Source organism: Serratia sp. H402Y (assembly GCF_051172415.1).
In the GTDB taxonomy this organism is placed as follows: domain Bacteria; phylum Pseudomonadota; class Gammaproteobacteria; order Enterobacterales; family Enterobacteriaceae; genus Serratia; species Serratia ureilytica.
In genome coordinates this window covers 445,350-466,750 of sequence record NZ_JBPIYZ010000001.1, presented here as the reverse complement: position 1 = coordinate 466,750, position 21,401 = coordinate 445,350, and the positions used below count along the sequence as shown (strand labels likewise).

The 21,401-nt window shown below is 61.7% G+C and carries 23 protein-coding genes; 12 read left to right on the top strand and 11 right to left on the bottom strand.

All coding sequences use genetic code 11. The features are described from left to right. Positions 1–5: 5 nt before the first annotated feature. Positions 6–1,529, top strand: coding sequence for a flavodoxin domain-containing protein (locus ACSBQS_RS02390; protein WP_434989575.1), 1,524 nt, complete (start codon positions 6–8; stop codon positions 1,527–1,529). A 13-nt stretch (positions 1,530–1,542) separates the two neighbouring features. Here the strand turns inward: ACSBQS_RS02390 and ACSBQS_RS02385 are convergent, their stop codons facing one another. The 3 genes from ACSBQS_RS02385 to ACSBQS_RS02375 are packed head-to-tail and all read right to left on the bottom strand — an operon-like array spanning position 1,543 to position 4,299. Next, positions 1,543–2,550: a FecCD family ABC transporter permease gene (locus ACSBQS_RS02385; RefSeq protein WP_033652390.1), complete on the bottom strand. Its 1,008-nt coding sequence runs from the start codon at positions 2,548–2,550 to the stop codon at positions 1,543–1,545. Then, the gene (locus ACSBQS_RS02380; RefSeq protein WP_197749661.1) at positions 2,547–3,503 is read right to left on the bottom strand and encodes an ABC transporter substrate-binding protein; all 957 of its coding nucleotides are present in this window, start codon (positions 3,501–3,503) and stop codon (positions 2,547–2,549) included. Before ACSBQS_RS02380 ends, ACSBQS_RS02385 begins: the two co-directional genes overlap by 4 nt. A gap of 16 nt (positions 3,504–3,519) precedes the next feature. Next, positions 3,520–4,299: an ABC transporter ATP-binding protein gene (locus ACSBQS_RS02375; protein ID WP_223524094.1), complete on the bottom strand. Its 780-nt coding sequence runs from the start codon at positions 4,297–4,299 to the stop codon at positions 3,520–3,522. Positions 4,300–4,848: 549 nt separating this feature from the next. Between ACSBQS_RS02375 and ACSBQS_RS02370 the strand changes: the two genes are divergently transcribed. After that, on the top strand, positions 4,849–5,700 hold the full coding sequence (locus tag ACSBQS_RS02370; protein WP_197749662.1) for a DMT family transporter: 852 nt from the start codon (positions 4,849–4,851) through the stop codon (positions 5,698–5,700). A 62-nt stretch (positions 5,701–5,762) separates the two neighbouring features. On the opposite strand, the gene ACSBQS_RS02365 is transcribed toward ACSBQS_RS02370, so the two are convergent. Continuing rightward, positions 5,763–6,353, bottom strand: coding sequence for a Yip1 family protein (locus ACSBQS_RS02365; RefSeq protein WP_019453944.1), 591 nt, complete (start codon positions 6,351–6,353; stop codon positions 5,763–5,765). 204 nt (positions 6,354–6,557) lie between these two features. Between ACSBQS_RS02365 and ACSBQS_RS02360 the strand changes: the two genes are divergently transcribed. From ACSBQS_RS02360 to ACSBQS_RS02340, 5 genes are all read left to right on the top strand, one after another. Then, entirely contained in the window at positions 6,558–7,025 is a 468-nt protein-coding gene (locus tag ACSBQS_RS02360) for an acyltransferase (RefSeq protein WP_033642275.1), read from the top strand. After that, positions 7,025–7,567, top strand: a complete 543-nt coding sequence (locus tag ACSBQS_RS02355; RefSeq protein WP_033652386.1) for a GNAT family N-acetyltransferase — start codon at positions 7,025–7,027, stop codon at positions 7,565–7,567. Before ACSBQS_RS02360 ends, ACSBQS_RS02355 begins: the two co-directional genes overlap by 1 nt. Positions 7,568–7,671: 104 nt before the next feature. Continuing rightward, the gene (locus ACSBQS_RS02350; protein ID WP_197666251.1) at positions 7,672–8,523 is read left to right on the top strand and encodes a DUF1460 domain-containing protein; all 852 of its coding nucleotides are present in this window, start codon (positions 7,672–7,674) and stop codon (positions 8,521–8,523) included. Between the two features lie 130 nt (positions 8,524–8,653). Further along, positions 8,654–9,466 (top strand): MetQ/NlpA family lipoprotein, encoded by an 813-nt coding sequence (locus ACSBQS_RS02345; RefSeq protein ID WP_033642272.1) that lies wholly within the window; start codon positions 8,654–8,656, stop codon positions 9,464–9,466. Positions 9,467–9,620: 154 nt separating this feature from the next. Next, entirely contained in the window at positions 9,621–10,163 is a 543-nt protein-coding gene (locus tag ACSBQS_RS02340) for a GNAT family N-acetyltransferase (RefSeq protein ID WP_033642271.1), read from the top strand. A gap of 229 nt (positions 10,164–10,392) precedes the next feature. On the opposite strand, the gene ACSBQS_RS02335 is transcribed toward ACSBQS_RS02340, so the two are convergent. From ACSBQS_RS02335 to ACSBQS_RS02325, 3 genes are all read right to left on the bottom strand, one after another. Next, entirely contained in the window at positions 10,393–11,313 is a 921-nt protein-coding gene (locus tag ACSBQS_RS02335; protein WP_342163201.1) for a DUF808 domain-containing protein, read from the bottom strand. Between the two features lie 120 nt (positions 11,314–11,433). Continuing rightward, positions 11,434–12,363: an alpha/beta fold hydrolase gene (locus ACSBQS_RS02330; protein WP_197749664.1), complete on the bottom strand. Its 930-nt coding sequence runs from the start codon at positions 12,361–12,363 to the stop codon at positions 11,434–11,436. Between the two features lie 119 nt (positions 12,364–12,482). Beyond that, entirely contained in the window at positions 12,483–12,887 is a 405-nt protein-coding gene (locus tag ACSBQS_RS02325; RefSeq protein WP_069100123.1) for a VOC family protein, read from the bottom strand. Positions 12,888–12,963: 76 nt separating this feature from the next. Between ACSBQS_RS02325 and ACSBQS_RS02320 the strand changes: the two genes are divergently transcribed. After that, positions 12,964–13,419, top strand: coding sequence for a GNAT family N-acetyltransferase (locus tag ACSBQS_RS02320; RefSeq protein WP_232093896.1), 456 nt, complete (start codon positions 12,964–12,966; stop codon positions 13,417–13,419). A gap of 34 nt (positions 13,420–13,453) precedes the next feature. On the opposite strand, the gene pbpG is transcribed toward ACSBQS_RS02320, so the two are convergent. The 3 genes from pbpG to ACSBQS_RS02305 all read right to left on the bottom strand — a co-directional run bounded on the left by pbpG (position 13,454) and on the right by ACSBQS_RS02305 (position 16,628). Continuing rightward, positions 13,454–14,383 carry a D-alanyl-D-alanine endopeptidase gene (gene pbpG, locus ACSBQS_RS02315; RefSeq protein ID WP_046686613.1) on the bottom strand — a complete coding sequence of 310 codons (930 nt, stop codon included), beginning with the start codon at positions 14,381–14,383 and terminating at the stop codon, positions 13,454–13,456. Between the two features lie 151 nt (positions 14,384–14,534). After that, entirely contained in the window at positions 14,535–15,638 is a 1,104-nt protein-coding gene (locus ACSBQS_RS02310) for an adenosylhomocysteinase (protein WP_197749666.1), read from the bottom strand. A 45-nt stretch (positions 15,639–15,683) separates the two neighbouring features. Continuing rightward, positions 15,684–16,628, bottom strand: coding sequence for a GlxA family transcriptional regulator (locus ACSBQS_RS02305; protein WP_042783904.1), 945 nt, complete (start codon positions 16,626–16,628; stop codon positions 15,684–15,686). Positions 16,629–16,719: 91 nt separating this feature from the next. Between ACSBQS_RS02305 and ACSBQS_RS02300 the strand changes: the two genes are divergently transcribed. After that, positions 16,720–17,397 (top strand): DJ-1/PfpI family protein, encoded by a 678-nt coding sequence (locus ACSBQS_RS02300; protein WP_434989569.1) that lies wholly within the window; start codon positions 16,720–16,722, stop codon positions 17,395–17,397. Between the two features lie 50 nt (positions 17,398–17,447). Continuing rightward, complete coding sequence (locus ACSBQS_RS02295; RefSeq protein WP_015377041.1) at positions 17,448–18,011, top strand: DedA family protein; 564 nt, start codon at positions 17,448–17,450, stop codon at positions 18,009–18,011. A 16-nt stretch (positions 18,012–18,027) separates the two neighbouring features. Here ACSBQS_RS02295 and ACSBQS_RS02290 read toward each other — a convergent pair whose 3' ends face one another. After that, positions 18,028–18,921 (bottom strand): LysR family transcriptional regulator, encoded by an 894-nt coding sequence (locus ACSBQS_RS02290; RefSeq protein WP_033642264.1) that lies wholly within the window; start codon positions 18,919–18,921, stop codon positions 18,028–18,030. A 112-nt stretch (positions 18,922–19,033) separates the two neighbouring features. Between ACSBQS_RS02290 and ACSBQS_RS02285 the strand changes: the two genes are divergently transcribed. Together ACSBQS_RS02285 and ansP are read left to right on the top strand one after the other, a co-directional pair. After that, complete coding sequence (locus ACSBQS_RS02285; protein WP_047025658.1) at positions 19,034–19,471, top strand: PACE efflux transporter; 438 nt, start codon at positions 19,034–19,036, stop codon at positions 19,469–19,471. Positions 19,472–19,903: 432 nt separating this feature from the next. Then, on the top strand, positions 19,904–21,370 hold the full coding sequence (gene ansP, locus ACSBQS_RS02280; RefSeq protein WP_047025659.1) for an L-asparagine permease: 1,467 nt from the start codon (positions 19,904–19,906) through the stop codon (positions 21,368–21,370). The last annotated feature ends 31 nt before the right edge of the window (positions 21,371–21,401 follow it).

The following is a 21,401-nucleotide window of genomic DNA, read 5'->3' as shown; positions in this document are numbered from 1 at the left end:
CCGCTATGGCCGACATCATCGAACGCATCCTGATTGGTTACGGTTCGGAGTCGGGCAACGCCCGGGCGCTGGCGATGCGCCTGGGCGAGCAAAGCAGCCTGCAACCCTACCGCCCCGTCGTTAAAGAACTCAACGCCATCCAGCCCGCCGATGTGGGCGAACGCGACGCCCTGTTGATTGTCTCGAGCTCATTTGGCGACGGCGAACCGCCCGCCAACGCCGAACGTTTTCCCGACGCGCTGGCGCGATGGCCGGATCGCCACCGGTTGCGCTACGCCATCTTCGGTCTCGGCGACACCGCTTACCCGCATTTCTGCGGGTTTACCCAGGCGCTGGATACGCGCCTGACGCAATACGGCGCCCGCGCCATCATCAATCGCGTTGACGCCGACGTTAACGTCGAACGGTTCTTCACCACCTGGCTAACGACGCTGGATAAGGTGCTGGCCGGCGATGCCCAGGCGGGCCGCGATTTGCATCTGCGCGTGACCGCCTACGGTGAAGACCATGCGTTCAACGCCGCCCTCCTCGAACGACGGCCGCTTAGCGCACGCACGCCGCAAGCCTGGCATCTGCGGCTGAATATCGCCGGCAGCGGCATCGTTTACCGGGCAGGGGATACCGTCTATCTGTTGCCGGAGAACGACGAAGGATTATTGATCCGGCTGGCAGAGTGGCTCGGCAGGCCGGAGGCCATCGACGCGCTGCGGCGCCGGGAGCTGCGCCAGATCAGCAAAACGACGCTGCGCGAACTGGCGCAGTTGGCCGACAGCGAAGAGCTCAAAAGCCTGCTCAAGATCCGTCAGCGCAAATCCCTGGAGAGTTATCTGTACGGCGCCGATCTGCTGGACGTGCTGCACGATTTTTGCCCGCCGCACGCGATCACGCTGGAGAACCTGTTGGCGCTGCTGCCCATTTGCCTGCCGCGCGCCTACTCCATCGCTTCGGCAACGCGGGAAGAGAGCCTCGATCTGTGCGTGCGCGACGTGCGTTATGAACGCGGCGGCCGCACGCGGCGCGGCACGGCGACCGGCTGGCTGCTCAAGCACCCCGGTCCTTTCCGCCTCTTCTGCCGCGCCAACCCCGGCTTTTACCTGCCGCGCGACACCGCCTTGCCGGTGCTGCTTATCGGTACCGGTACCGGCATCGCACCGTTGATTGGCTTACTGCGCGAAATGGCCGCCCAGGGCGAACGGCGTGAAACCGTCCTGATCTTCGGTGAGAAAAGGCGCGATGAAGACTTCCTGTATGGCGAGGAGTTGGTCACGCTGAACGCGACGGGCGTACTCACACGGCTCATCACGGCATTCTCGCGCGACGCCGCCGACAAGTATTACGTGCAACACGCCATCGACGATCACGCCGATGCCGTCAGCGGCCTGCTGCAACGGGGCGCGCATGTCTACCTGTGCGGCAATCGCCAGTATCTGGAACATGCCGTGGCGACGGCGCTGGAGCACGCCTGCGGGACGGAAAACCTGTGGCAGACGCTGATTGAGCAGCAGCGGCTGCACCTGGAACTCTATTGAGACAGGGCGGCGTTCACCGCTCCGCGCGCAGCAGCAAGGAGACGATGAACGCGCCCCCCAGCCCCGCCGTAATGATGCCGATGGGCAGCTCCTGATTGGGGATCAGGCTGCGGCTGAGCATGTCGCCGCCGGTCAGCAGCATCGCCCCCAGCAGGCCGCACATCGGCACGGACAAGCGGTGGCGCACACCTACCAGGCGCCGGGCCAGATAAGGCACCATCAGCCCGACAAAACCGATCACGCCCGTCAGCGAAACGAGAAACGCCGTAGACAATGCGCAGCACAAAAAGGTCTCGGTGCGCAGGCGCGCCACGTTGACTCCCATCGAATGGGCGGTTTGCTCACCCGCCAGCAGCGCGTCCAGCGCCCGCCAACGCAGCGCCGTAAACCCGGCCAGCAGCGCGAAACTCACCAGCGGAATGAACAGATTATCCCAACGCGCCAACCCCAAGCCGCCCAGCGACCAGAACAACACTGAACCGGCCGCCCGCTGATCGCCGGAAAAAACCAGATAGCTGGTGAGCGCGCTGAACAAAAATGAGACCGCCAGGCCGCAGACGATAAGCTGCTCGGCGCGCCTGACCCGGCTGACGCGAAACAGGATCATCACCGCCAACGCGGACAGAATGCCGCCGACGAAAGCGGACAGCGGCAACGTCAGCGCGCCCAGCGCATCGCCGAAGCGCGTGATGACCAGCACCGCGCCGGCGGCGGCGCCGGAGGAGAGCCCAAACAAAAAAGGATCGGCCAGCTCATTGCGGGTGGTGGTCTGCAGCAGCGCGCCGGTCATCGCCAGCCCGGCGCCGGTCAACGCCGCCAACAAGGCCCGAGGCACGCGCAGTTGCACGACGATAGTGTCCAGCATGCCGGAAAGCGGCGCCGAACCTATCCCTAACGCCGCCAACGCCTGCCGCCATGACAGCGCGACGCTGCCCAATTGCAGGCTCCAGACCATTAATCCGCACAACGTCAACAGCGCCAGCGGCGCGAGCACCATAAACCGCCGTGTCGGCGAGTTCATTCAGCCTCCGGCGCGTACAGCGCCCGCGCCAACTTTTCCACCGCGCCGATGTTGGCCGGCCCCGGCGTCAGCTCCGCATACTGCAGTTTCAGATAACGATGGTGCCGTACCGCAGGCGTCAACTTCATCAACGGATGAGACTCGAGGAAACGCCGCAGCGCCTCGGCGCCTGACCCGGTCTGGTAATCCAGCAGAATGATGAAGTCGGGTTCCGCCGCCGCCACCGCCTCCCAGGATGCCGTCGTCCAGCTCGCCGCCAAACCGTCCATCACGTTGCGGCCGCCCGCCGCTTCGACGATCGCCGTCGGCATGGCGTATTTACCGCTGGTAAAAGGCTTCTCTTCTCCCGAGTCATACACGAACACCTTGAGCGGCGCCTGCCCCGCCGGTCTGGCGGGCAGCGCGGCTAACCGGCGGCGCCAGCCCTCAACCAGCGCGGCGGCCTCTCGCTGCTTGCCGAAAATCTTGCCGAGCTTCAGCTCATCGTCATACAGCAGGTTCATATCGGCCTGCTGCGGCCGGCCGCCGGCCTGTACGCAGCTCTCGCTCAGCACCAGCGTTTTGATGCCGAACGGCGCGAGCGTCTCCGGCGTGACGTCGCCGCCGATCTTCATGCCGTAATTCCAACCGGCGAAGAAAAAGTCCGGCTGCGCCGCCAGCAACGTTTCCAGAGCGGGATACTTCGGCGCCAGTTCGGGAATGGCGCCCATCGCCGCCTTGAAATCAGGCGTCAATTTGTACCAGCCGGTGATGCCGGTCAGCCCGACGATCCGATCCTGCAGATGAAGCGCAAAGGCCATCTCGGCCATATTGATGTCGTTGATGACGGCGCGCTGCGGCGCCTGATTGAAGGTGATCGGCTTCCCGCAGCTTTCTACGGTGACGGGAAATTTTTCAGCCGCTGCCGCTCCGCCGGCCAACAGCAGGAGCAAGGGGAATACGCGTATGTTCATGTTTCTCTCTGGTTTATCAAGCGCAATGGGGAACTTCAAAAATACGCAGCGTTTTCCCGCTGACGGGATGCGCCACGCTGAAACTGTGCATGCCGAACACCGGCAGAATTACCGGGGTTTGCAACACCGCCGCGGGCGAGCCGCAGGCCACCTGGCGGCTTTCGTTGAGCACCAGGATCCGATCGGCGAACGCCTCCGCCACGGGCAGGTCATGCAGCACCGCAATCACGGCGATGGCTTTATGTTTTACTAACGACAGCAGCGCCGAACGCCCGGGGGGATCGAGGTGATTGGTCGGCTCATCCAACAACAACAGGTCGGGAGACTGCGCCAACGCCCGGGCCAACGCAGCGCGTTGACGCTGGCCGCCCGAGAGCCGCCCCAACGGGTGGTGCCTGAGCGGCGCCAGACCGGTTTCCCCGATGATCTCGTCAACGATGCGTTTTCCCGCCGCGGGCCGTTCGCCATGCGGCAAACGCCCTAACGCCACATAGTCCTCCAGCGACAGCCGCAAATCCGGCAGATCGTTTTGCGCCAGAAAGGCGATGCTTCTGGCGCGTTCCGCCGCCGACAAGCCGGACAAAGCGCGCCCTCGCCAGTAAATCTCGCCGCTGTCCGGCCGCGTTTCGCCGATCAGCGTGCGCAACAGGCTGGATTTGCCGCTGCCGTTAGGGCCGATCACCGCCAGCTTCTCACCGGCGCGCAGCGTGAAATGGATGTTGTCGAGTATCGAGGCTCCGCCGTGGCCGGTCAGGCTAACCCCATCAACATGGAGGATGTCGTGAGCTGAATTCATTATGCGCTAATTGTTATATTATAACATATCAATATTTTTATCACGATTGCGCGCCCTCTGCAAAAACGAATCGTAAAGTCTCTCGCCGCACGCATGACGGGAAACGGCGGCGGGGAGCCTACCCCCTTGCGCCTCGCGCTGGCGCTAAAACTGCGTTTTTGCAGCAACATAGCACACCTTTAATTTAATGATAATGATTTTCATTATCATTTATGATTCTGTGATTTTCGGTTGCACGCCACGCTGAACTTGGCTATGTTTGAAGCGATTGGTTTCATTCACGGTTTTCTGGAACTCACATGACCTACCTGGCGCACAGCACAGATCCGACAAACGCGACCGTTCCGGCCGTCGTTTTGCTGTGTGCTTCCTCCGCTCCACCCGCCGTTTTCTCTGTCGTTTCCGCGGTTGCCGCTTACCCGCCACGCATTGTGGTCGTGCGCTAAGCCACACCGACTTTTTACCTCCGGCTTATGTTGATTTGTTGCGTTCAGGCGTAGACCGCCGCGCGCGCCGGAGCCTGTAATTTTCACGACAGGTGAAATTGATATGCGATTACCTTCTCTCTGGGCCAATGCCGGCCTGGCTGCGTTGTTCGTCCTGCTTTGGAGCAGCGGCGCGATCTTCTCCCGTTGGGGGTTGGAGCACGCCTCCGCCTTCGCTTTTCTGTTCTTCCGCTGCGCCATCGCGCTGGCGGTGCTGTTGGCCATCGGCCTGTGGCAGCGCCAGTGCCTGCCCGCCGCCGGCACCCGCCGGCGCGTCGCGTTGATCGGCGTGCTGATGATCGGCAGCTATCAGATCTGCTATCTGCTGGCCCTCGAACGGGGCATTACCCCCGGCGTGCTGGCCACGCTGCTTGGCGTACAGCCGATCCTGACCCAGTTCATTACCGAACGGCGCTGCGCCGGGCTGCGCGCTCTCGGGTTGGCGCTGGCGTTGGCGGGGCTGACGCTGGTGGTGTACCAAAGCCTGATGGTGGCCCATTTCTCGCTGAGCGGCATGCTGTTCGCCTTTATCGCCTTGGGCTGCATGACCGCCGGCACCCTGCTGCAAAAGGGCATGACGCAGCCGCCGCTGGCGGTGTTGCCGCTGCAGTATGCCGTCGGGCTGTTGATGTGTGCGTTGGCGCTGCCGTTTGAGCCGCTGCGGGTCGAATGGCGGCCTGAGTTCGTGCTGCCGCTGCTGTGGATGGCGGTGGTGATCTCGGTGCTGGCGACGTTCTTGCTGTATCGGCTGATCCAGCGCGGCAACCTGGTGCAGGTGACCAGCCTGTTCTACCTGATCCCGGCGGTCACCGCCCTGCTGGATTATCTGCTGCTCGGCCACGCGCTGGCCGCGCTGAGCCTGCTGGGCATGGCGGGCATCGTGCTCGGCGTGATGCTGGTTTTCCGCCGCGCATAGCCTAAAAACAAAAGCCCCCGCGCCGTTCCACCGGCGCGGGGGCGATAACAACAACCGTTAACTCAGAACAACCAGGAACCGTACCCCCACAGCAGCACCGTCACCCCAAGCAGCAGCTCGAGCAACAGAATGCCGATGGCGAAGGTCGAGCTGGAGAAGATGAACCCTTCCTTACTGTCGATATTCAGGAAGTGCGGGATCCCCAGATTCAGCAGATAGCCCGAATAGCACAGGCCGATAATGCCGACAAACAGACACAGCCAGACGACCGGATAAAGCGCCACTACCCCGCTGAGGAACATCGGGGTCGCCACGTAGCCGGCGAACACCATGCAGCGGTGCAGGCTTGGGCGCGATTCATAACGCCGCGCCATCCAGTGAATGACTTTCCCCATGGCTGCTACGCCTGCCAGCATCAGCAGGTAGAACGCCACGGCGGTATAAAACGCGGTAAACATGTCGAGCCTGATGGCATGTCCCTCGCCGGAGAGCCAGCCCAACTGGGTGGTGCCGATAAAGGCGCAGACCACCGGGATTGCTGCCAAGAGCAACACGTGATGGGTGTATAGGTGCGAGACGCTTTCATTCTCGCTTTTGATCTGTTCGAACTCGGCGCTGGGATGCGCCAGAAGTCCCCAAACATGACTGACCATGAGACACCTCCTATCTCGCCGTAGGCCGCGATCGGCGAACGAATTTCACACCTCTGACGGACAGCTACCCGTGCGAGGATTGCGGCCACGGGGCTCTCTCCCCTGTACTAATTATAGTCTTTTGGCGAAAAAACGTGCGGAAAGCGAAAGGCGCGACGCTTTGTCTTATACTCCCCCCATTAAACCCAGGCTGTGAGGAAGGTTATGTCATCCGCTATCATCACCCGCCAGGCGGGGATCGTCGACGTCGACGCCGGGCGCAACGTCACCGTGGTAGAACCCTGCAATCTTTACGGCTGCCGGCTCGGCGACGATGTCTTCGTCGGCCCGTTCGTCGAGATCCAGCGCCACGTCAGCATCGGCGCGCGCAGTAAAATTCAGTCGCACAGCTTTATCTGCGAATACGTTACCCTAGGCGAAGCGTGCTTTGTCGGCCACGGCGTCACCTTCGCCAACGATCTGTTCAAAGACGGCGCGCCCAACGCCGATCCGGCCAGCTGGGGGCGCACCTGCATCGGCGATCGGGTGTCCATCGGTTCCGGCGCCACGATCCTGGCGGTGACGATCTGTAGCGACGCGGTGATCGGCGCCGGGGCGGTCGTGACCCGCGACATCACCCGCAAGGGGATCTACGCCGGCAACCCGGCGCGTCTGCTGCGGGAGCTGCCGTAATGAACCCGGCCATCCGCATCGCGGCCATTGAGACGTTGCCCGACGATTATCTGGCCCGCGGCGATTTCAGCTTCACCATCGCCTGTTACGCCCTGCCGCAGTTCGACAGCCCGGTGGACAGCTGGCCAACCCGACCGGTGGCGCCGTTTCGCAAACGCTATCCCCTGGCGCCGTTCGCCAACGAAGACAGCGTGACCTTCCTGGCTTATCGCCAGAACGACGCCGTTGGCCACATCACGCTGAGCAAAAACTGGAACGGCTACACCCTGATCGACGAGATCGCCGTCAGCGCTGACGCGCGCCGCCAGGGCATCGCCGGGGCGCTGCTGGACTGCGCCAAACAGTGGGCGCGGCAGCAGGAAACCTCAGGTATGATGCTCGAAACGCAGAACAACAACCTGGCGGCCTGCCGCTGCTACCAGCACTATGGGTTTATCCTCGGCGGCATCGATCGCTTGCTGTACCGCGCCGAACCGGAGATCGCCGATCACGAAATCGCGCTGTTCTGGTATTTGCCGTTCAATAGCGAAATCGGTTACTGATTTATCGATTGCCATTGAGGTTATGTTTACTTTTTAACCCCTACCATCGGATGAGAACTGTTATCACTTACTCTGATAAACCAGCGACACCCATGGAGGGCCGTATGAACAAGAACAAGGCTGTTTTACTGATGTTAGCTATCGCCATGAGCGGATGCGCCGATCGCCCCACCGCCGTCACTCCCGCAACGCCGCCGACCGACGCCGCCGTTTCGCCGCCGAACCTGCAACCGCAGATGGATGACAGCACCCGCAGCAAGCTGCGTGAGATCCTCGCACTGCGCGCCGGTTGGCCCGCCGCGCAGCCGCATGGCCGCACCGTCGATTTGATTTCGCGCGAATTCCTCGGCACGCCCTATCTCGCCAACCGCCTGATCGGTTCGCAAAGCACGCCCGAGCAGTTGGTGATCGACTTCCGCGGGCTGGATTGCTTCACCTACATCGATTATGTCGAAGCGCTCAGCACCGCCCGCAGCGAAGCCGAGTTCGTTCAGCGCCTGGTGGACATCCGCTATGTCGACGGCAAAATCGCCTTCCCGCAGCGCAAACACTTCTTCACCGACTGGGCGCAGCGGCCGAAAAAAGTGGCCGAAGACATCACCGCCCAGCTCAGCCCGCACGCCGTCAGCCTCGTGAAAAACCTCAATCAGAAAGCCGACGGCGGCAGCTACCTGCCCGGCTTGCCCGTCGTGCAGCGCAGCGTGACCTACATTCCCAGCGACCGCGTCGACGACAAGGTGCTGGCCCAGCTGCGCACCGGCGACTACATCGGCATTTACACCAACCTCGCCGGGCTGGACGTGACCCATACCGGCATCTTCGTCATGACCGACAACGGCCCGGTGCTGCGCAACGCCTCATCGCGCAAGGCCAACATGCGGGTGGTCGATTCGCCCTTTATGGATTACGTGATGGCCACGCCGGGCATCGTGGTGCTGCGTTCGCTCAGCCGATAATCCCCCATCGCATAACGGCTATAAGCTATAGCCGTTTATGCTGAACGAGCGTTTGACTTCATCGGCGGTTCAGGCTTAGCTGTAAGAACAAAAACCAACTGATTTTATTGTTCTTTTCAGGGAGAGTTCGATGACCTTACGCTGGCGTATCACCCCTCTGGCGGCGGCCTTCGCCGCCGTATTGGCGCTGCAGGGCTGCGATCAAAAAACCGACCAAAACCATATCAAAGTCGGCGTCATCAACGGCGCGGAACAAGACGTGGCAGAAGTCGCCAGGCAGGTGGCGAAAGAGAAATACGGGCTGGACGTCGAGCTGGTCGGTTTCAGCGGCTCGCTGCTGCCGAACGACGCCACCGACAAAGGCGAACTGGACGCCAATGTGTTCCAGCACCGCCCGTTCCTCGAACAGCAAAACAAAGATCACGGCTATAAGCTGGTGGCGGTCGGCAATACCTTCGTCTTCCCGATGGCCGGCTACTCCAAAAAGATAAAATCGCTGAAAGAGTTGCCGGACGGGGCGGTGATCGCCATTCCGCTCGATCCGACCAACCTGGGACGCGCCCTGCTGCTGCTGGAAAAAACCGGGCTGATTAGCCTGAAGCCTGGCAAAGGGTTGCTGCCTACCGCGCTGGATATCAGCGCCAACCCGCATCATTACCAGATCATGGAGCTGGAAGGCGCGCAGTTGCCGCATGTGCTGGACGATCCGAAGGTCACCGTCGCCGTCATCAGCACCACCTACATCAACCAAACCGGCCTGTCGCCGACCAAAGACGGCATCTTCATCGAAGATAAAGACTCGCCGTACACCAACATCATCGTCACGCGCGAAGACAACAAGGACGCGCCGAACGTGCAGAACTTCATCAAAGCCTATGAATCGGATGAAGTGGCCAAAGCCGCCGAAAAAATCTTCAACGGCGGCGCGGTGAAAGGCTGGTAATGCCAGGCAAACCGCCTCAGGGGCTCTCCCCAAAGAGCCCCTTCCCGCTCATCATCGCCTTTTCTTATCTCACCATAAGAAAACCCGATTTATCCCGGCGGCGAGCAGCGCGCATAATGGCGTTTATCCGCTGATTTTCAAGGTAAACAGACACGTGACAACGCTCTCCGCCCCCGTACTCAGCCTTCTTGACGCCACACCGGACGATATGGCCGCCGTGCTGCGTATTTACACCCAGCACGTGCTGTACGGCGCGGCCTCGTTTGAAGAGCAGCCGCCGACGCTGGCGGAAATGCAGCTGCGCCTGAGCAAGGTGCGGGAGGCCGGCCTGCCCTGGCTGGTGGCGAAAAGCGCAGGCGTCATTGTGGGTTACTGTTATGCCACGCCTTATCGCCCCCGACCGGCTTACCGCTTTACCGTGGAAGACTCGGTGTACATCGCCGAAGGGCAACAGGGTAAAGGCATCGGCAGAGCGCTTCTGAGCGCCTTGATCGCCCGCTGCGAACAAGGCCCCTGGCGCCAGATGCTGGCGATCGTCGGCGATTCCGCCGCCAACCGCGGCTCATTGGCCTTGCATCAGTCACTCGGCTTCACCAGTGCAGGGACGTTAAAAGCGGTGGGGTTCAAGCTGGGGGAATGGCGCGACACGCAGATTATGCAGCGCGCGCTGGGCGCGGGCGACAAGCGGCGCCCGTGAAGGCATGACGACGCACGATAGAGAGATAGCGTCTATAGTGAAGAATGATTTCATTAAGTTAGCGCCAATCGCGCCCCACCTTTAACCGGTAAGGAAGAAGCCAATGAAAATTATTCTGTGGATTGTCGCCATCATCTTCATCGTGGGTTTGTTGACGATTACCGGCGTTCTCAAACTGATCTTTTAATTCGTCTGATACGTCCCGCCCCTCCCGGGGCGAGACTTTTCATCAAGCCTTGAAACGCGCGCGCACGGCGCCCAGCGCCGACACCACCGCCAGCACGACACCGCCGGCCACCAGCCCGAACGCCACGTTCAACAGCGCCGGGATCACCCCCTGCAAAAGATGGCCAAACGTCGGCACCACAGTGGTGTACGAGGCCCAGTCTTCGAACAGATGATGCACCGGCGGCAAACCGTGGGTCAGAATACCGCCACCGACCATAAACATGGCGACAGTGCCGACGATCGACAGCGTTTTCATCAAATAAGGCGCGGCGCGCACGATGCTGCCGCCGAGGGAGCGCGCCACCGCGCTGCGTTTGCGGCTCAGATACAGCCCCAGATCGTCCAGGCGGACGATGCCGGCGACAATGCCGTACACACCGAGCGTCATCACGACGGCGATGCCGCACAAGACGATCACCTGCTGGCTGAAGGTGGCGCCGGCGACCGTGCCCAAGGTGATGGCGATAATCTCGGCGGACAGCACAAAATCGGTGCGTATCGCCCCCTTCACCTTGCGTTTTTCATAGGCCGCGGCGTCCTCATTGGCGCCGGGCCCGTCCGCTGTCTCCTCCTGCGCCGCCTTGCCGGGGCTCAGGCTGTGGAACACCTTTTCGAACCCTTCGTAACACAGGTAGGCACCGCCCACCATCAGCAGCGGCGTAATCGCCCAGGGCGCGAAGGCGCTGATCAGCAGCGCCAACGGCACCAGGATCGCCTTGTTGATCAGCGAGCCTTTGGCGACGCTCCACACCACCGGCAGCTCGCGGTCGGCTTTAACGCCGGTGACCTGCTGCGCGTTGAGCGCCAGATCGTCCCCCAGCACCCCGGCGGTTTTTTTCGCCGCCATCTTGCTCATTAAAGAGACATCGTCCAGCAATGAGGCGATGTCGTCGATGAGAGTGAGTAAGCTACTTCCTGCCAAAATGATTCATCCTTTTACATTCACATTTATTATTTGTTTAGCATAGCGGTTAAGCGCCATGCAGGGATATAGGATGAGAGAGGAAAACGCCAGGCCAGCAATGGCCGCCCCGCGCCGACGTTAAACCCCCTCGCCCGCCGGCCCCTCATCGGATCCGGTAGCGGCCGCACGCGAGATATGTTGAAGGACAAGGCGATGGGCATCAAATACGCACGATAAATGCGTGCTGCCTTCAAGCAAACCAAAGGCGGTTTGGGCGTTGCCATGCTGTTCGACGAAGCGCTGCATCGCTTGCGCATTGAACAACTCATCCTGCGCTGCCGCCAGCAGCAAGGTCGGTAATCGCAGCGCCGCCAGTTGCCTGGCCGGGGCGCGAGGCGTCAACGCGTTAGCCATATTGACGCTGTATTGGCAGACAAAATCGGGGGCGGCGGCCAGCACAGCCGGGGGAAAATTCAGGCTGACCGCCCGAACGTGCCCAAACCAGCGCCCGCCGCTGAGCGCATTGGCGACAAACGGCCATTGACGCACCTGCGCAAAACGGGCCGTCGCCGCCAGATCGCGGGCCATCCCGGAAAATGGCCCCAGCTCGGGCGCCAGCATGATCAGGCTATCCGCACGCTGTTCGCCTGGGTAACGGGTCAGGTAGTTGAGCAACATCCCGGCGCCGCTGGAATGGCCCAGCAGGTGCCTGCGCGCCAACGGAAACCGGCGGCGCATTTCCGCCAGGATGACATCGACATCGCGCCAAATACGCTCAGGCCGCTCAACCGTCCCCCGCTCTCCCGTGGAATCGCCATGTCCGCGGATATCCACCAGGCACACCGCGAGCGTTGGCTCGGCGGCCAACTGGCGCGCCAGGACGTCATACCCGGCAGCGCTGTTCACCCCGCCGCCGTGATAAATCACGATCGCGTCTTCACTCTCGGCAGTGTGCCGATACAGGCGATAGCTCAACCCCTCGACGCAACCGGACGACATGTCCACATGCCCGCCCGGCCACTCGCCGTAAGACTTCGCTTGCTCAACATAGCGGTCAAAATCAATCAAAGCTCACCTTTCCATGATGTTGTCGGTATTGCCCACGGCAGAGAGCCCTGCCGCCATGGCGATAAGCATATGAAACAACAGTAGGCACTACCATCCCTTTTGCACGCCGCGCGCTAAGCTCAGGGCAGATCGCCCGCCGGCACATTGAGCTGCCAGGAAAGGCCGAAACGATCGTTGAGCCAGCCGAAACGGGCGCTGAAGCCGTAGTCATCGAGCGGCATCAGCACCTTGCCGCCCTCCGCCAGCCGGTGGAACGCCCGCTCCAACGTTTCTTCGTTAGGCAGGTTGATGAACAGCGACACCGCCGGGGTAAAGCTGAAGTCATGGCTGATCGGGCTATCGGTAAACACCAGGTTCTGCCGATCAAAATCGATGGACGCATGCTTGATCAACCGTCGGCCGTCCGGCGTCGGATCGTAATGCTGCACCTGCATGAGCCGAAAACGCTCGAACACCTGGCTATAGAGATCGATCGCCCGCTGCGCCTCTCCCTGGAACATGACAAAGGTCGAAACCTGACTCATAACATCCCCTCCGGCAAACGTTGTGGTATTAATGGAGGATAGCGGATTACCGTTGAAGCGGCGGAAAGGAGCAACCATGAGCATCATTCATCGCCTGGCGCAGCCGGACGATCTCAACGGCCTGTTAGCCTTGTATCGCGAGCTGCGCCCGCAGGACGCGCCGCTGCGCGCCGACGATGCGCGCCGTACCCTGCAACGCCTGTTGGACGATCCGGCGATCCGTCTGGTGGTGGCGGTGAAAGAAGAACACCCGATCGCCACCTGCATGCTGGCGCTGATCCCAGGGCTGGCGCATCAGGCGCAGCCGTTCGGCGTCATCGAACACGTGGTGACGGCGGAGCCCTACCGCGGCCACGGCGTAGCGCTCGCCATGATCGAATACGCGCTGCAGCTGGCCTGGCGCAAAGGCTGTTACAAGGTGATGCTGTTGTCGGGGCAGCAACGCACCGGCGCGCACCAGCTCTACCTGAAAGCGGGCTTCGACGGCGATCGCGAGCGGGGATTTGTCATCAGACGGCCCGAGGGCCGATAGCGGCCCGCCGCAAACGGGCGGACCGCCAGGCGGGTTATTCGCTGTCGTTCTTCGCCAGACGGGCGTCTTTTTGGCGGCGATAGTCACGGGCGGCGGCCGGGATCGGCGTCACCTTGCCGGTTTCAATCCAGCTGCGCAGCCGGTTGGCGTCGGCGAAGTGGGTGTATTTGCCGAAGGCGTCCAGCACCACCAGCGACACCGAGCGGTTGCCGATCACGGTGCGCATCGCCAGGCAGTGCCCCGCCTGGTTGGTGAAGCCGGTCTTGGTCAGTTGAATGTTCCATTTCGGGTTGTACACCAGATGGTTGGTGTTGCGGAACGGCAGCGTGTAGTTGGGATCCTTGAAGCTGGCCATGCGTTCGGTGGTGGTGCTGAGCTGGCCGATCAACGGATATTGCTTGGTGGCGATCAGCAGTTTGGTCAAATCGCGCGCCGTCGACACGTTATGAATAGAGAGCCCGGTCGGTTCCACATAATGGGTATTGGTCATGCCGAGCGCCCTGGCCTTGGCGTTCATCGCTTTGATGAAGGCGTTGTAGCCGCCCGGATAGTGGTGCGCCAGGCTGGCGGCCGCGCGGTTTTCCGACGACATCAGCGCGAGCAGCAGCATATCCTTGCGGCTGATTTCGCTGTTCAGCCGCACCCGCGAATACACCCCTTTCATCTCCGGCGTCTGGTGGATGTCCACCGACAGCATCTCGTCGAGCGGCAGGTGCGCGTCCAGCGTGACCATGGCGGTCATCAGCTTGGTGATCGAGGCGATCGGCACCACCTCATCCGGGTTGCGCGCGTACATCACCTTATGGGTTTGCATATCGACGACCATCGCGCTGCCGGAAGCCAGCTCCGGCTGGGTGGCGTGCACGGCGGCGGCGTTGTCGCTGGCCAGCGCGCGCGGCGCAAAGCCCGCGCCCGTCTGTAAAGCGAGCAGAGTCAGAACCAAAACACGTATTTTCACAGGCATTACTCTGAAATGGGGGCTTGAACTCAGCGAATTATATGTGAGGGTTCAGCGCTTGGCACTGGGATTGTATGGCGGATTTGTGACAAATTCTGTCGGCCGAAAATCGGTACAGCCCGCGGGCGCTCTGGGATGAACGCCCGCGGGGAAAAAGTTACAGTGCCGGCTGCCACGCCGACTGCGGCAACAGGTACAGCCCCGGCGTTTGCCGCGCTCCCGCGCCGACGATATGGCCGATGCCGGCCGCCATCACCGCCAGCGTGACGTCGAAAGCGTTAAGGCTGTCGCCATAGCCGGCGGTCAGGTTGAACATCGAGCCATTGGCCAGCAAATAGACCGTCTTTTCATTCAGTTGGTAAGCATTCACATAAGGCATCGGCTCGTGGTGCGGCAGGCTCTTGAGGAAGCCGACATCGATCTCTTCGGCCACGTGGCCGACGTTGAGGATAAATACGCCGTCCTTCGCCTGTTGCAGATGCTGCGCCGAGAGCACGTTTTTCGCGCCGGTCGCGGTGGCGATAACGTCCGCCTGCGCGACCGCGCTCGCCAGATCCACCACCTGCCAGCCGTCATAACGCGCCTGCAGCGCACGCGCCGGATCGATTTCCGCCACCATCACCTGGCCGCCGTAGGCTCTGGCCGCGGCCGCCGTGCCCTGCCCGACCAGGCCGTAACCGATCACCAGCACGCGCTTCTCGTGCAGCGTCAAATGGGTGGTCTGGAAGAAGGTATGCCAGGCGGTCAGCCCAACCATGTGCCGGTTATGCAACCCTTCTTTCACCGGCAGATCGTCCCAATTGAAGATCGGGTAGCGCGGCGCCACGCCGTTCAACCGGCTGATGCCTGAACCGGTGGCCTCCAGCCCGGCGACGATCTGCGGGCCGTTCGGCGACTGGTGCAGACGGGTGGTCAGATCCGCTCCCATTTCGCACAGGTGAGTCGGCCGCCAGGCCAGCGCGCGATCGAAAGATTCCGACCATTCGCCGGCGCTCATATCGCGCCAGGCGTAAGCCTGCGCGCCCCGCCGTTCCAGCCAGTCCACCACGTCGTTCTGTACCGTGGTGGGGTTGCAGGTGGTCAGAAAGATCGCCGCGCCCTTGTCCAGCAGGCCGGCCACCAGCGGCGCCATTTTCAGATCCAGGTGCATATTGCACGCCAACCGCACTCCGTGCAGGTCCGGCAACGCCGCTACCGCCGCCCGGGTGCGCGGCATATGGCGCATCGCCCAGCTCAATTCGCTCTCAAAATCCTGATACATCCGTTGCTCCTCTGATGCGCCCCGCCGCCAGGCGTGGCAAAAAAGTTATCCCGCGCGGCCAAGCCGGCGGATCGCCTGCGGCGACAGGCCAAATACGCGGATAAACGCCCGCCTCATACGCTCCGGATCGCTGAACCCCACCGAGCGGGCGATCGCCTCCAGCGGTTCGGCGCTCTCTTCAATACGCCCTCTGGCCGCCTCTACCCTCAGTTGCTCGATCACCTTGGCCGGCGTCTGCCCGGTTTCGGCGCGGAACAGCCGGCCGAATTGCCGCTCGCTCAGGCAGGCGGCGTCGGCCAGATCCGCCACCGACAGCGGCAGATGCAAATGCTCGCGCGCGTACGACAGCGCGGTGCGCATGCGATCCGACGACGGATTCAGCGCCAGCAGCAGTGAGTACTGCGACTGCCCGCCGGGGCGGCGGTGATAGACCACCAGCTGCCGCGCCACGGCCGCCGCCAGGGTGGTGCCCAGATCGTCTTCGATCAGCGCCAACGCCAGATCGATGCCGGCGCTGATGCCGGCCGAGGTCCAGATATCCCCGTCGCGAATGAAGATACGGTTGCTGTCGACGCGAATGCGCGGGTAGTTCTGCTGCAGCCGCGCCGCGTGATACCAGTGAGTGGTGGCGCGCTTGCCGTCCAGCAGCCCGCAGGCCGCCAGAATAAACGCGCCGGTACATACGCTGGCGATGCGCCGCGCTCGTCGGCTTTGGTTGGCCAGGAACGCCGCCAGCGCCGGTGATTGCGCCGCCATCACGTTGCCGCTGCCGCCGGCCACCACCAACGTATCGAAACGCTCGTCGCCGCACGGCTGCGTGGCGATTTCCACCCCGGCCGAGCTGGCGACCATGCCGCCCTGCGGCGAGATCGCCACACAGCGGTAGGCCGGCGGGTCGGTGAACTGGCTGACGTTATCGAACGCCGCCAGCGGCCCGGCAAAGTCCAGCAGGTTAAAACCGGGAAAAACCACAAAACCGATCGTTTTCATGATGGCGCTTTTTGAGGGTTATCTGTCATATCAGCCAAAAACAGGGCGGCTATTATGACCCAGGTCCAACGATAAAAATGAGGCGAATATCATGTCTGAATCACTCGTGATTGTATTTCCCATCTATCAAGGCGTCACCCAGCTCGACTTCACGGGCCCCTTGCAGTTCCTGCGCCGCATGCCGGGCGCGGAAATCATCGTCGCCTCGGTAGACGGCGCGGATGTCGAGTCGGAAGGCTTGCACTTCACCCAGCTGCGCCCGCTGCCGGAGATCGCGCGCTGCGAGGTGCTGTGCGTGCCGGGCGGCAGCGGCTGCACCCAGGCGCTGCAAGATGAGGCCTTCATGCAGCAGATCCGTCGGCTGGGCGCCGATGCCCGCTACCTGACCTCGGTGTGCACTGGTTCGCTGATCCTGGCCGCCGCCGGTCTGCTGCAAGGCAAACGCGCCGCCTGCCACTGGTCGATGCGCGACAGCCTGAAGCTGTTCGGCGCCGTGCCGAGCTCAGCGCGCGTGGAGCGCGACGGCAATGTGATCAGCGGCGGCGGCGTCACCGCCGGCATCGATTTCGCACTGGCGCTGATCGCCGAACTGCACGGCGAAGAGACCGCCCAAATGATCCAGCTCTATCTGGAATACGCCCCGGCGCCGCCGTTCGAGGGCGGCACGCCGGAATTGGCCCCGCCGCACATTTACGCCAGGGTACAGGCGCAGATGGCGGAGAGCCTGCAGCGGCGCAGAGCGTTGGTGGCCCAGATCGCCCAAGGTTAGCAATCGGGCGTATACTTGCCCTTATGCGTCAGCCACATAAGGAGTAAGGAATGACCGATTTAGCCCACTATATTACGGACTACGGTTACTGGGCGTTGTTTATCGGCTGCCTGGCGGAAGGGGAAACCATCACGCTGCTGGGCGGCATCGCCGCTCATGAAGGGCTGTTGCACTGGCCGTGGGTGATCGCAGTGGTGGCGCTGGGCGGCATGATGGGAGACCAGCTGCTGTACTTCGCCGGCCGCCGGTTTGAAGGCCGCGTCATCTCGCGGCTCAAGGGACAGGAAAAGCGCATCGCGCGCGCCAGAAGGCTGATCGCCCGCCACCCGATGCTGTTCGTTATCGGGGTGCGTTTCATGTACGGTTTCCGCATCATCGGCCCGGTGTTGATCGGCGCCAGCCGCCTGCCGCCGTCGCGCTTCGTGCCGCTGAACATCCTCGGCGCCATTTTATGGGCGACGATCTTCGTCATGCTCGGTTATTTTGGCGGCCAGGCGATCGAACGCTTCGTTACCGGCTTCGACAAAAAGCTCTCCAGCCTGCTGTTTGTCGCGCTGGCGATCGCCGCCATCCTGCTGGTGCGTTTCTGGTGGCGTAAACGCCACCCGGAGTAAGCAAACGCAGCGGGCGTCAGCTTTCCTGCGGCGCCTCACGCATCAGCGCGACCAGTTCGCGCGCCGCTTTGTCCAACGGGCGATTCTTAAGCCAGATCAAATGCATCGGCAAGCGCAGCTCGTTCTTGGTGTTTTTGAACTTCAGCCGCACCAACCGTCCCTGCGCCAGCAGCGGCTCGGCCAACGACAGTGGAAAATTGCCCCACCCCAGACCCGCCTCCACCATGTTCAGCGCCATCGGCAGGCTGTCGGTGCGCCAGTAAGCCTCCGCCACCTGGGGACGCAGATCGCCGATCGGCAGATCGCGGCTGGCCACCATGATCTGCCGCACGTTGACCAGATCCTCGAGAAACAGCTCGCCCGCCGCGCCGTCCAGCGCCGGGTGCTGCGGTGACAGCATCGCCACCAGTGACTCCGCGCCCACGAAGTGGAACTGTTCCGCGCTGTTGACGTTCAGCCCGCCGAACGCAAGACAAACGCCGATGCGCCCCTCGTGCAGCATGTGCAACACGTCGTCCTGCGGCGCGCTGAGCACTTCGATGTTCAGCAGCGGATAACGTTGCGACAGCGTTTTCACCGCCGCCAGCAGGCCGGCGCCGTTGATATCCGACGCCACGCCGATCGAAAGCCGGCTCTCCAGCCCCTGGGACAGTTCGATGGCGTGCACCTGCAGCTGCTTGAGCTGCCCGGCGATCAGGCGGGCGTGCGGCGCCAGGGCCAACGCCAGCGCGGTCGGCGTCGGTTCACGGTGAGAACGGTCGAACAAGGCGAAACCGAGTTCCGCCTCCATGTTGGCGATGGCCATGCTGACGGCGGAGGGCACGCGCCGCAGCGCGCGGGCGGCGGCGGAAAACGAGCCGCGATCGAGCACCGCCAAAAACAGTTCGATGTTGTCGCTGGAAAAATTCATTGTTCAACCTGTCAGATTAACTGACAACTCCTGACTTTTTCTATCAATGTGATTGACGTTATCTTAGCCGCCGTCGCCACAGAGGCAACTAAAAACAGATCGGGAGAAAACGATGCAAGGCGTCAAACGCAAACTGGTGTATGTCACCGCTTATGAAATCATCGGCATGGCGATCTCGGCGCTGGGGCTGGCGCTGCTGTCGGGCCACGCGCCAAGCAGCACCGGGCCGCTGGCGGTGGTGATCACCACCATCGCGGTAAGCTGGAACTTTATTTACAACTATGTATTCGAGTGGTGGGAAAGCCGCCAGGCGTCGCGCGCCCGCACGCTCAAACGCCGCATTTTGCACGCCGTCGGCTTTCAGTTGACGCTGGTAGTGTATCTGATCCCGCTGATCGCCTGGTGGATGGGCATCACGCTGTGGCAGGCGCTGCTGCTGGATATGGCGTTGATCGTCATCATTCCTTGTTATACCTTCGTGTTCAATTGGGCATTCGACAAGCTGTTCGGCCTGCCCGCATCGGCCCTGCCGGCCGGCGAATCGGCCTAAGACTCGTTACGCGCCCACCGACCCGCTGCTGATGCCATTTTCTGCGCGGGTCGCCATTTCCTTCCCCCTTATTTCTCACCGCGAAATATAAGAACAACACCCTGTAATTTGCACGGTAATTATTATTTTGTGATTTTAATCACTTTTTATTCCTCGATATTTCCGTCTTGATAAAACATCACATCTTTTTGAATAATATATCCTTTTATATTTGGATTAAAAAATAAACACACTTGTTCACGTTTTATGCGCAGTATTTTTTGCCACCATTACGGAGAAAAGGTAGCATGCTTCGCCGTTATTTTAATGATGGCTGTATACACAATAAACAGCGGAATGATGCCACGACCTCATTCTCATGACGATTGGTCATAGCAATCGTTTGCTCTCGGTAAGAGCAGGGTTAACATAGACAGGTAAACAGGACGGATAATGCACTCACAAAAACAGTCTGCGGATGAAAAACACGCCGCCAGAAGACGCTGGCTAGACTCTCATGAATCCGGTTATCACAAAAGCATGGGCAACCGGCAAATCCAAATGATCGCCATCGGCGGCTCCATCGGCACCGGCTTGTTCCTCGGTACCGGCGGCCGTCTCGAACTGGCCGGGCCGGCGCTGGCGCTGGTCTATCTGGTGTGCGGGATCTTCTCTTTCTTCATCCTGCGCGCGCTGGGCGAACTGGTGCTGCATCGCCCTTCCAGCGGCAGCTTCGTTTCTTACGCTCGCGAGTTCCTCGGTGAAAAAGCCTCTTACGTTGCCGGTTGGATGTATTTCCTCAACTGGGCGATGACCGGCATCGTCGACATCACCGCCGTGGCGCTGTACATGCACTATTGGGGCACCTTCGCCGACGTGCCGCAGTGGCTGTTCGCCCTCGGCGCGCTCGGCATCGTCGCCACCATGAACATGATCGGCGTGAAGTGGTTCGCCGAGATGGAGTTCTGGTTCGCGCTGATCAAGGTCGCCGCCATCGCGCTGTTCCTGATTGTCGGCGTCGTCTTCCTCGGTACCGGCACGCCGGTGGCCGGCCACACCACCGGCATGCACCTGATCACCGAAAACGGCGGCATGTTCCCGCACGGCCTGCTGCCTGCGCTGGTGTTGGTGCAAGGGGTGATCTTCGCCTTCGCCGGCATCGAGCTTATCGGCACCGCCGCCGGCGAGTGTAAAGATCCGGCCAAAATGATGCCCAAAGCGATCAATAGCGTGATCTGGCGTATCGGTCTGTTCTACGTCGGCTCCGTGGTGCTGCTGGTGCTGCTGCTGCCGTGGAACGCCTATCAGGCCGGCCAAAGCCCGTTCGTCACCTTCTTCAGCAAGCTGGGCGTGCCTTACATCGGCACCATCATGAACATCGTGGTGTTGACCGCCGCGCTGTCCAGCCTCAACTCCGGCCTCTACTCCACCGGCCGCATCCTGCGTTCGCTGGCGATGGGCGGCTCCGCGCCGAAGCTGATGGCCAAAATGAGCAGCCAGCAGGTGCCTTACGCCGGCATCCTGGTCACCTGCGGCATCTACGTGATCGGCGTGGTGCTCAACTACCTGGTGCCGTCGCAGGTGTTCGAGATCGTGCTGAACATCGCCTCGCTGGGCATCATCGCCTCCTGGGCGTTTATCATCGTTTGCCAGATGCGCCTGCGCAAAGCCGTGCGCGAAGGCCGCGCTCAGCCGGTGTCGTTCAGAATGCCGGGCGCGCCGTTCACTTCGTGGCTGACGCTGGCGTTCCTGCTGATCGTGGTGGTGATGATGGCCTTCGACTACCCGAACGGCACCTGGACCATCGCCACCATTCCGGTGTTGGCGGCGCTGCTGACGCTGGGCTGGTTCGGCCTGCGCAAACGCGCGCAGGAAGTGAAGCTGGAACAGCAGGCTCACGAAGAGCAGAACCCGCACTGAATCGACAAACCGCCCTCCGGGGCGGTTTTTT